At 63.0% G+C, this 9263-nt stretch carries 9 protein-coding genes and 3 pseudogenes; 5 read left to right on the top strand and 7 right to left on the bottom strand.

The window, feature by feature from the left end; translation table 11 throughout:
• Window positions 1-107: 107 nt before the first annotated feature.
• From AWB78_RS40255 to AWB78_RS40235, 5 genes and pseudogenes are all read right to left on the bottom strand, one after another.
• Window positions 108-611: pseudogene (locus AWB78_RS40255) on the bottom strand (type VI secretion system contractile sheath domain-containing protein); the annotation flags it as partial.
• Between the two features lie 4 nt (window positions 612-615).
• Window positions 616-1143: a type VI secretion system contractile sheath small subunit gene (gene tssB / locus AWB78_RS40250; RefSeq protein ID WP_062612579.1), complete on the bottom strand. Its 528-nt coding sequence runs from the start codon at window positions 1141-1143 to the stop codon at window positions 616-618.
• A gap of 33 nt (window positions 1144-1176) precedes the next feature.
• A complete protein-coding gene (gene tssA / locus AWB78_RS40245; RefSeq protein ID WP_063959108.1) occupies window positions 1177-2208 on the bottom strand; it encodes a type VI secretion system protein TssA in 1032 nt (343 codons plus the stop codon).
• Between the two features lie 39 nt (window positions 2209-2247).
• Complete coding sequence (locus AWB78_RS40240; RefSeq protein WP_269768975.1) at window positions 2248-2808, bottom strand: Hcp family type VI secretion system effector; 561 nt, start codon at window positions 2806-2808, stop codon at window positions 2248-2250.
• A gap of 180 nt (window positions 2809-2988) precedes the next feature.
• Window positions 2989-3225 (bottom strand): hypothetical protein, encoded by a 237-nt coding sequence (locus AWB78_RS40235; protein WP_157697810.1) that lies wholly within the window; start codon window positions 3223-3225, stop codon window positions 2989-2991.
• A 177-nt stretch (window positions 3226-3402) separates the two neighbouring features.
• Between AWB78_RS40235 and AWB78_RS40230 the strand changes: the two genes are divergently transcribed.
• The gene (locus AWB78_RS40230; RefSeq protein ID WP_062612568.1) at window positions 3403-3936 is read left to right on the top strand and encodes an RNA polymerase sigma factor; all 534 of its coding nucleotides are present in this window, start codon (window positions 3403-3405) and stop codon (window positions 3934-3936) included.
• Window positions 3933-4769, top strand: a complete 837-nt coding sequence (locus tag AWB78_RS40225; RefSeq protein WP_232478081.1) for an anti-sigma factor family protein — start codon at window positions 3933-3935, stop codon at window positions 4767-4769. The genes AWB78_RS40230 and AWB78_RS40225 overlap by 4 nt, the downstream gene beginning before the upstream one ends.
• A gap of 781 nt (window positions 4770-5550) precedes the next feature.
• Here the strand turns inward: AWB78_RS40225 and AWB78_RS47950 are convergent.
• Both AWB78_RS47950 and AWB78_RS48950 read right to left on the bottom strand, forming a co-directional pair.
• A complete protein-coding gene (locus tag AWB78_RS47950; RefSeq protein ID WP_232478080.1) occupies window positions 5551-6126 on the bottom strand; it encodes a LysR family substrate-binding domain-containing protein in 576 nt (191 codons plus the stop codon).
• Window positions 6127-6286: 160 nt separating this feature from the next.
• A pseudogene (locus AWB78_RS48950) lies at window positions 6287-6388 on the bottom strand (LysR family transcriptional regulator); the annotation flags it as partial.
• A gap of 95 nt (window positions 6389-6483) precedes the next feature.
• On the opposite strand from AWB78_RS48950, the gene glaH reads away from it, so the two are divergent.
• The 3 genes and pseudogenes from glaH to AWB78_RS40205 all read left to right on the top strand — a co-directional run.
• Window positions 6484-7401 (top strand): glutarate dioxygenase GlaH, encoded by a 918-nt coding sequence (gene glaH, locus AWB78_RS40215; protein ID WP_062612564.1) that lies wholly within the window; start codon window positions 6484-6486, stop codon window positions 7399-7401.
• Window positions 7401-8657: an L-2-hydroxyglutarate dehydrogenase gene (lhgD, locus tag AWB78_RS40210; protein WP_062612563.1), complete on the top strand. Its 1257-nt coding sequence runs from the start codon at window positions 7401-7403 to the stop codon at window positions 8655-8657. The genes glaH and lhgD overlap by 1 nt, the downstream gene beginning before the upstream one ends.
• Window positions 8658-8742: 85 nt before the next feature.
• Window positions 8743-9186: pseudogene (locus AWB78_RS40205) on the top strand (TauD/TfdA dioxygenase family protein); the annotation flags it as partial.
• Window positions 9187-9263: the final 77 nt, after the last annotated feature.

Raw genomic sequence — 9263 nt, 5'->3', positions numbered from 1 at the left:
AGCCCTGTAACCAGCCTGCATCGTCTATCCTCCGGATCCATTGCATCTTAACAGTGCCGCTTCCCACCACCCAGCACCGCCGGGAAGTTATTTCTCACTCGTTCCTAATCCGCGACCAGCGCGCCGTACGGCTCGCCGCCGAACTGGCCGTACTCTTCCTCGTAGAGCTTCTTGAACAGCGGACTCTGGTCCCACGCGACGCCGCGGTACTTCTTCAACGTCTTGTGCAGCTCCGGCTTCGAAATGTTGAGCACGCGGATCTTGAGCGACTCGTCGGTCTCCGTGTTGTTCACGAGATAGTGCAGGCCGCGCCATGCGCTCTCGACCTTCTGGAACGGCTCGCTATGCAGAATCTGGTTGATCTGCCCGGTGAGCGCCTGATCGATCTGCGCGATCAGTGCCTCGATGGTCGCGAGGACATCGCCGGAAATCACGCCGCTGTCGCGCAACGCCTGCTCGGCGAGCGTGCGCACGGCATTCTCGACGGCGTCGCGGGCGCGATCGGACTTCGGCTTGAATTCCTTTTGCAGCAGCGCGGAGAAGTCGTCGAGTTCGGGCGCCGCTTCCATCACGGCCGCGCTGGTCTGTTGCTGGAGGCTGAGATCGTTCATCGTGTCATGCTCCGGTGGCGGGTTGGTCGACGTCCTTGTTCGGACGAGGCTGGGCGGCGAGCGCCTTCATCAGCGCGGGCTCTTCCAGCAGACGCGCGATCAGCGCTTCGGCGCCGGTCTTGCCGTCCATGTACGTCAGCAGGTTCGCCAGTTGCGTGCGCGCTTCCAGCAGTTGCCGCAGCGGCTCGACCTTGCGGGCGATCGCGGCGGGCGTGAAGTCGTCCATGCTCTCGAAGGTCAGATCGACGGCGACGTTGCCGTCGCCCGTCAGCGTGTTCGGCACCTGCACCGCGACGCGCGGTTTCATCGACTTGAGACGCTCGTCGAAGTTGTCCACGTCGATTTCGAGAAACTTGCGCTCGGCGGCAGGCGCGAGCGGCTCGACGGGCTGCCCCGACAGATCCGCGAGCACGCCCATCACGAAGGGCAGGTTGACCTTCTTCTCCGAGCCGTAGATTTCGACGTCGTATTCGATCTGCACGCGCGGCGCACGATTGCGCGCGATGAATTTCTGACTGCTTTCCTTTGCCACGATGTCCACTCCTTTGGTTTTGCCTGAGTCTGGTTAGACGACCCCGCCCAGATGCCTGAATTGATGCGCGCCGTCCGGCGCGACGTCCTCGATGATTTCGATGAAGCTCTTGCCGACCAGCCTCCGCGCGCGCTGCAGCAGCACCGGCAACGGGCTGGACGGCTCGCATTCGGCGTAATAGGCGCAGATCGCGTCGAGCGCGTCGCTGACGTCGCGCGCGCTCGCGATGCGCCGGGGCGTTGCGGGTCCCGCCGCGGCGGCTTGCGTCGCCTGAGCGGAACCCGCGCCCTCTTCACTGCTGCCGGTCTCCATCGCGCTGCCCCGTTCCCCCGTATGCGCCGACACGAACTCCGCGATGCGTTGAAGCGGCCGTGCGAGCGGTCCGAAATCGAGCGCGCGCGCCGGCCCCACGCGCCCGGTCAACGCGCTCTCGATGTTCGCGAGCGAGGCCCGCGCCGATGAAAGCGCCTCGCACATCGCCCGTCGTTCGTCGATGCCGGCTTGCGCGAATGCCGCATCGATGGCCGCGAGCGTCGGCAACTCGTCGCCTTCGTCAAGCGGCGCTTCACCTGCCAGCACTTCGAGATCGCGCAGCGCGAAACCCCGCTGGCCACGCGGCGCGACGAACGGCACGTCGCGCAGCTCGCCCACGATCCCCGCGCCATCGACGAGTGCCGACAACGCATTGACCCGCGCGGTCGGATCGTCGCCGTCGCTGGCGTCGAGTTGCGGATGCACCGCGCTCCAGTGCGCATTGAGCAGCCCTTCGATCAGCGCGAGGCCTTGCGCGAGACCGGCGAAGCCCTCGCGCGCCATGCTCGAACGCGCGTAATGCACCGCAACCCGCAGATCGCGCGTGCGTCCGAGCAGGGCGATCGACAGCGAGCGCGCGAGCGTCCAGTCGGGCGGCGTCGCGGCGATCACGGTGCCGCCATACTGGGCGTCGGGCTTGCCGGCGACCGCCGCTTCCAGCGCCCGGAACTCGCTGCTGTACTCTTCGTCCTCGCCGCACGGATAATCCGGCGCGAGGTCGGTCAGCCAGGCTTCGATATCTGCAAGGTTCATGGCGATGTCCGCGACGAGCATTGAACGGAAGGCGGCCTGTCAGGGCCTCGGCGACGACGATGAACGCGAGCTGGAACTGGAACTCGCGCTGGGGCTGGCGCCCGGCCCGGAGTCGCAATTGGCCGTGTTCTTCGGGATGTTCCATTTGCCGGTCACGACGCCGCCTTTCTTCGCGCCGTTGTTGTCTTGCGGCTGATACTCGACGCAGAATTGCGCGAAGTTCAGCGTGACGTTCTCGGCAATCTGATCTCCGCCGCCGGAACCCACCGAGTGACGGCTGATGAGCACTTCCTTGAGCGTGATCTTCAGATACTCGACCGGGTCGTTGCCGCCCGCCTTGCGCAGCGTGAGCACGGCCTCCGGCATGTGCACGCCCTGACAGCACGACTGCACGATCGTGGGCGAGCTTTTGTCGACGTACTTGCTGATCGTGAGGTCCTGCACCGATGCGGTCCCGGTGCCGCCGCCCGTGCCGCTGTGCGTCGTGCCCGTCTGCGAGCATCCCCACGACCAGCTCAGTACCTCGATCTCATCGGTGTGGCCCACCGCCTGAGATTCACCCTTGATATCGCCCAGCTTGAGAAACATATCGACGGCCATGTCAGTCTCCAAAAAATTGCGCGCCCTTTGGCACAGGTAAGTTCGCGTCGCGCTGAGTCGCGAAGCGGGATTTGCGAGCTTTCTGTTGATTACCCGCGTTACTTCGGATTACTAATCTCATGAAATGCTTCGATGCGCTTTTTTTTGTCGCCGCGCATCAGCCTGAATCCATGCGCCGCATCATTCGCCGAGCGCCTGACGGATCGCCGCTTCGACGGCCCGCGTGTCTCCGCGCTCGCAAAGCGCCGCCCAGTTCATCAGCGTGTCGCGATCCACGGCCGGCTTTTCGCAGAGCTGCACAAATCGTTCGAGCGTAGCGGCCGAAGCGGCTATGCTATGAAAACGTTCGCGTCCGATGCACGCGTCCAGCATGACCGCCATGCCTGCCTGCCGGGCCCGGTCGAGGAGGGTCTCCATGATCTGTCTCCTATTGCGTGATTCCGGTGGTTCGAGTGCGCTTCGATGCGCGATCCGTGACCCGAAAACAGCCGCACTCGCCGGCTTATTCCGCAAAAAAACTCGAAAAATTCGTGGAATAGATTCGCGTCTGGAGTGTTGTCAATCATGAGTGCGCCCATTTCCGGAGCTGCCCCGATGAACGACGACGACCTGCCGACCGTCCTGCCGACGTTATTGCCGCGGCTCTGGCGATTCGCGCTGCGGCTGACGCAGAATCCGCACGACGCCGAGGATCTCGTGCAGCGGGCGTGCGTGCGGGCGCTGGAGCGGCGCAATCAGCTTCAGCCGGGCACGTCGGCGCTCAGTTGGCTCTTCTCGATCGTGCATTCGACGTGGATGAACGAATTGCGCGCTCGTTCGATTCGCAATCGCGGAAGCATGGACTGGCAGGACGAGGAAATCGAACAGTTCGCCGATCCTTCGGCGCGCAATCCAGAGCTCGATTTGCTGCATCGCCAGGTAATCGACGCCGTCGAGGCGTTGCCCGAAGCGCAGCGCGTCGTGATGGTGCTGGTGGCGATCGAAGGTCTGAGCTATCGCGAGGCGGCCGAGGTGCTCGACGTGCCCATCGGCACCGTGATGAGCAGGCTGTCGCGCGCGCGGCTGACGATCGGCCAGAAATTCAGCGTGCAGGCGCCAGCGTCGGCTAGAAAAGGAGAATCCTTATGATGAATGTCGATGATTCGCTGCTGATGGCCTATGTGGACGGCGAGCTGTCGCCGGAGCAGCGCGGAGAAGTCGAAGCGGCGATTGCGCACTCCGACGAACTCGCGGAGCGGGTCGCGGCGTTGCAGGCGTCGGTGCTGCCGTATCGGGCCGCGTATGACAGGCAGACGGTGCCGCCCGTGCCGGAGAGCCTGACGCGCCGCATCGAAGAGCTCGTCAGCGTCAGCACGCCGCAGGAGCGCAGCGCGCCGCGCGGCGGCAGCCGGCGTTTTTCCATGCAATGGGCCGCTGCGGCCTTCGTCGCCGGTGCGATCTGCTCGGGCGTGCTCACGGGCTATTTCAGCGGCGTGAATCCGTTGAAGCCGGGCGTCGATCCGTGGGTGAAAAGCGTGGCGGACTACCAGGTGCTCTATGGACGCGACACGGTCGCCAATCTCCGGGAAGACAAAACCAGCACCGAACAAGTGATGGCCGATATCCATCAGCGCGACGGCATGCCGGTGGCGGTTCCCGATCTGCGTCAGGCCGGCCTGAAGTTCAAGCGTGTTCAGCGCCTGAATTACCACGACCGTCCGCTCATCCAGATGGTATATCTGCCGGAGCGCGGCGATCCGGTGGCGCTGTGCGTGATCGAGGAAAACGAGAGCGATGCGCCGGTGCGGTCGAGTCAGGTCGGTGAAATGAAGACGGTCACGTGGCGCGCGAACCGGCTCGCTTATGTGTTGCTTGCGAAGACCCCGTCGCTCGACTTGCAGGCGATCGGTAACAGCATCGCCAGTGGGAAGACCGCGCCGCTCTACAGCCGCGCCGATCGGGACATGCCACGCGACAGCTAGGCGGAGGCGTGCGCCGCGCCGCATGCGTTCGGGCGCGGCGTACCGGTCACGCCGGTTGAAAGGAGACTGCCGATGTCGGGGCAGCCATCTTGGTAAGATCCTGGACACTCGGCCGCTATCATTCTGATGACCTCAGAGACTACGGATTGTGACGCAACCCGGCTCTCTAACACGTGAAACCGGCGAGTTCGCTCTGCCGCGCAAGTCCCTCCTTCTCCCGGATCGCTTCTCGCCGCACCCCGCCGAACCCATGTCGCGTTCCGAACGACATGACGCTGCAACCTGTTGGCCTTCAGCCACCATCCGACAATCTTTGACGGTCCCGCATCACAGCGCTGCACACCCGGCGTGGGCGCTGCGCACAGCCAGCCCGTCAGTCCGTCAGTTCTCCCACACGTTCACGCTTCCGATTGGCACGTCATGTGCAGTGTTCTCGGCGGCGCCCGGCGGCGGCCGTATGGAGCAACTACAAGCGACGAAAAGCATTTTGCGGCTCAAGATCGGCGGACGGCGCACTTAAGGCACGCGCGTCCGGGCAGGCTTGATGTTGCTCGCGATACCATGGCCGCAAAGCTGTTTGCCACCTCGGACAGCAAGTGCAGACGCCGACCACTTGCCCGCCAAACCGCCGACAGGCGTCGCCGTATGAATCGATCATCAGGTCCGCAGTAAAAGTGAAGCAGCCGCTTGAGTGACTAGGTGAAGGTGGGGGCGAACGGCGGCATCTGGTGGGTTTCGGCCTAACGGACGTCTCCTCGAACCATCATTCGCTACCCAAAGCTCAAAGACCGAACAACCCGATTGCCGTCTCCACGAAACGCTTGACAGCCGGGGCGCCCTCGCGTTTTCTGTACGCGACGGCAAGTTCCGCTTCCTCGTGGTAATCAACGATGGGGCGAAAGGCGATATCGACGGGCGCGAACGCTTTCATCGATTGCGGCACCAGCACCACGCCGTAACCCGCCGCCGCCATGCACAGCCCCGTGACGAAATCGGTGACGCGATGGCGCGGTGTGGCATCGAATCCGCCAAGACGGCCCAGGCTCGAGAGATTTTCCGCAAACCCCTCACTTTCGCTGAATTGCGGAACGATGAAGGCCGCATCGCGCAATGCATTCGGACGTACCGTTTCCGATTTCGCCAGCGGATGATCCGCCGCAAGCGCGATCATCGGTTGCTCGCGCATCACCACTGTCGCCGCCACGTCATCCGGATAGCGCGAACGTGAACGCAGCAGGCCCACATCGAGCCGGCCATCGTGCAGGCTTTCGAGCTGCCGGGGCGTTTCCATCGCCGTAATGTCCATGTCGACGTGCGGGCATGCTTTGCGAAAGCGCTTGAGTGTCGCCGGCAGCAAACCCGTCGACACCGCCGAGCCGACATAGCCGAGCGACACATTCCCCGCTTCGCCACGCGCCGCGAGCCGGCCGACCGATTCCGCGCGTTCGAGCTGACGCAGCGCGCTTGTTGCGATTCAGCAGTCGCACGCCGAGCGTGGTCTCGAGCTTTCTGATCTGATCGCTCAACACGGACTGCGCGATGTTCAGCCGGTCGGCCGTGCGCGCGAAGTGCAGGTCCTCTGCCAGCGACACGAAAACCTTCAACTGGCGAATATCCATTTATGTGCATTTTCCGATTAAAAATCCCGTTTTAGGCAGTTTAATCGAACACAGGATCAGCGTGAAATAGGGGCACCCACTACACGGAGTCCAACATGAACGCACCTGTCGAAACTCATATCGTTCAGCCGCTTTTCAGCATTCACGCCCATCCGCAGCACAATCGCCTGCGCCGTATCGAACTCGATCAGAATGCGCTCGCGCGCTTTTTCGAGGCCGTGAAGCACGTCGATGTGCAGAACCTGCAATACGTGCCCTACATGCGCTTCATGCTCGCGCACGAGTTGAACCGCATACTCGGCAGCGCGTTCGGCGCGGCGCTCACCCAGATCGTGCGCGATCGGTCGAGCGGCGGCTTTACGCTCGGCGTGCAAGGCGCAACGTCCGACAGCGACGACTATGTGCGCTTCGGCACCGCCATCGCGCATCTGCTCGGCCCGAGCAATCACGACGCGATGTCGGGCACCTACTACGCCCGCTTTCTCGTCAACCACACCGACGCCAGCGATTCCTATCTGCGGCAGGCCTACCGGCAGTTCTCGCTGCATACCGACGGCACCTACGTCGAGGAAGAAACGCACTGGCTGCTGATGATGAAGTTCGACGAAACCAACGCATCCGGCGGCGAGTCGCGCCTGCTGCATCTGGACGACTGGGCCGAACGCGACAAATACGCGCTCGATCCGATGGGTGCGCTCCCCTTCGTCTTCAAGGCGCCCGGTTCGAAGAACGTCAGCATGGCCGTCGAGCGTCCCTTGTTCTTCCACTCGGCGTTCGGTCTGTCGATGTCGTTCATCGACCAGTTCGTCCAGCCGCGCACGCTCGACGAAGCGCGCTACCTGCACGCGATGTCGAATTCGATGGAAACCTCGCCCGCGACGAAGGAAATCAGCTTGCCCGTGGGCGAACTGATCGTCGCCAATAATTACTTCTGGGTGCATGGGCGCGCGCCGTTCGAGAAGCATCTTGAACTGCATCGCGAACTGATGCGCCAGCGCGGAGTGTTTGCCTAATGACCGTCCACATCTCTCTGCGCAATGCCGATGCGGACGTAATCGTGATCGGCGGCGGCATCATCGGCGCATCCACCGCGATGCAGCTGACCGAGCGATATCCGTCGCTCAAGGTGCTCGTGCTCGAAAAAGAAGATGCGCTCGCCGTGCATCAGTCCGGCCACAACAGCGGCGTGATTCACGCGGGCGTCTACTACGCGCCCGGCAGTCTGAAGGCCGATTTCTGCCGGCGCGGCGCCGCCGCGACCTACGCGTTCTCCCGACGCCACGACGTTCGCTTCGAACAATGCGGCAAGCTGATCGTCGCGACCGACTCGCTCGAAGTGCGGCGTCTCAAAGACCTGTTCGAGCGATGCAGACAGAACCAGCTTCAGCCGCAATGGCTCGACCGCAATGAACTGACGCGCGAGGAACCGCGGATCGTCGGCGAAGCGGCGATACGCGTGGCATCGAGCGGCATCGCCGATTACCCCGCCGTGACCCGCGCGATGGCGAACGTGGCGCGCGAAAATGGCGCAACCCTTCTGCTGGGGCAGGAAGTCACCGGTATGAGCGAGGACGAGAACGGTGTCTCCGTGACGACAACGCAGGCGCGTTTCCGCGCGAAGCACGCGATCGTCTGCGCGGGTCTGATGGCCGATCGGCTCGCGCGCATGTGCAAGCTCGACGTGGACTTTCGCATCGTGCCTTTTCGCGGCGAATACTACCGGCTGCCCTCGTCGAAGAACGATATCGTGCGGCATCTGATCTATCCAGTGCCGGACCCCGCGCTGCCGTTTCTCGGCGTGCATCTGACGCGCATGATCGGCGGCTACGTGACCGTCGGCCCGAACGCAGTGCTCGCAATGGCGCGCGAAGGATACCGCTGGCGCGATATCGACATGGGCGATCTGGCGGAGATGGCAACGTTCGGCGGCTTCTGGAAGATGCTCAAGACATACGGTCCGTCCGGCATCTCCGAGGTGCGCAATTCGCTCTGGAAAAGCGGCTATCTCGCGCTGTGCCGGAAGTATTGCCCCGAACTGTCGCTCGACGACCTCGAACCGTATCCCGCCGGCGTGCGCGCTCAGGCGGTGTCCTCGGCTGGCGCGTTGATCCATGATTTCCTGATTCGTCCGTCGAAACGCAGCTTGCATGTATGCAATGCGCCCTCGCCTGCCGCGACTTCGGCGCTGCCCATCGGTGAATATCTGGTCGACGCCTTCGCCAAGACGTTCGACATCACGCCACGCTCTGAATTATTTATGTCGACATAAATAAAAATCGGCGCTATGCTGAATGGAAACGGACATTGCGCAAACAATGACGTGCGAGCGTTCAAGAACGATGGAGACATGCAAGATGATCAAGATTGAAAAACTCACGGCCTGCATTGGCGCTGAGGTGTCGGGCGTCGATCTGGGCGACGCGTCGCGGGACGAATCGCTCTTTGCGGAGATCAGGGCGCTTTTGCTGCAGCATCGCGTGCTGTTCTTCCGCGACCAGGACATGTCGCGGGCGGAGCACGTCGCGTTCGCGCGCCGCTTCGGCGAACTGGAGGAACATCCGGTGGCGGGAAGCGATCCGGAGCATCCGGGCCTCGTGCGCATTTACCGGTCGGAGGCGAAAAACCCCTACGAAAACAACTATCACACGGATGGTTTGTGGCGGCCGGATCCGTCGATGGGCGCGGTGCTGCGCTGCATCGAGTGCCCCGAAACGGGCGGCGATACCATCTGGGTGAATATGGTCGAGGCGTATCGGCAATTGCCGGACGATATCAAGCGACGCATCGAAGGACTGCGGGTGTATCGGCTCCGGTTGTTTGGACACGCTTTTGCAGCTCAGGCGGCCAACTTCATCAGCCTTTCCTGACGGGCTTC

It is taken from the genome of Caballeronia calidae, assembly GCF_900044055.2.
Classification (GTDB): Bacteria; Pseudomonadota; Gammaproteobacteria; order Burkholderiales; family Burkholderiaceae; genus Caballeronia; species Caballeronia calidae.
Note: the sequence above shows the minus strand (reverse complement) of the source record. Positions and strands in the feature narration are given on the sequence as shown.

Excerpts from the sequence above, each read along its gene's own strand:
- lhgD (WP_062612563.1), top strand. The coding sequence starts at position 7,401 with ATGACCGTCCACATCTCTCTGCGCAATGCCGATGCGGACGTAATCGTG.
- AWB78_RS40240 (WP_269768975.1), bottom strand. The coding sequence starts at position 2,808 with ATGGCCGTCGATATGTTTCTCAAGCTGGGCGATATCAAGGGTGAATCT.
- tssA (WP_063959108.1), bottom strand. The coding sequence starts at position 2,208 with ATGAACCTTGCAGATATCGAAGCCTGGCTGACCGACCTCGCGCCGGAT.
- glaH (WP_062612564.1), top strand. The coding sequence starts at position 6,484 with ATGAACGCACCTGTCGAAACTCATATCGTTCAGCCGCTTTTCAGCATT.
- AWB78_RS40230 (WP_062612568.1), top strand. The coding sequence starts at position 3,403 with ATGAACGACGACGACCTGCCGACCGTCCTGCCGACGTTATTGCCGCGG.
- AWB78_RS40225 (WP_232478081.1), top strand. The coding sequence starts at position 3,933 with ATGATGAATGTCGATGATTCGCTGCTGATGGCCTATGTGGACGGCGAG.
- AWB78_RS40235 (WP_157697810.1), bottom strand. The coding sequence starts at position 3,225 with ATGGAGACCCTCCTCGACCGGGCCCGGCAGGCAGGCATGGCGGTCATG.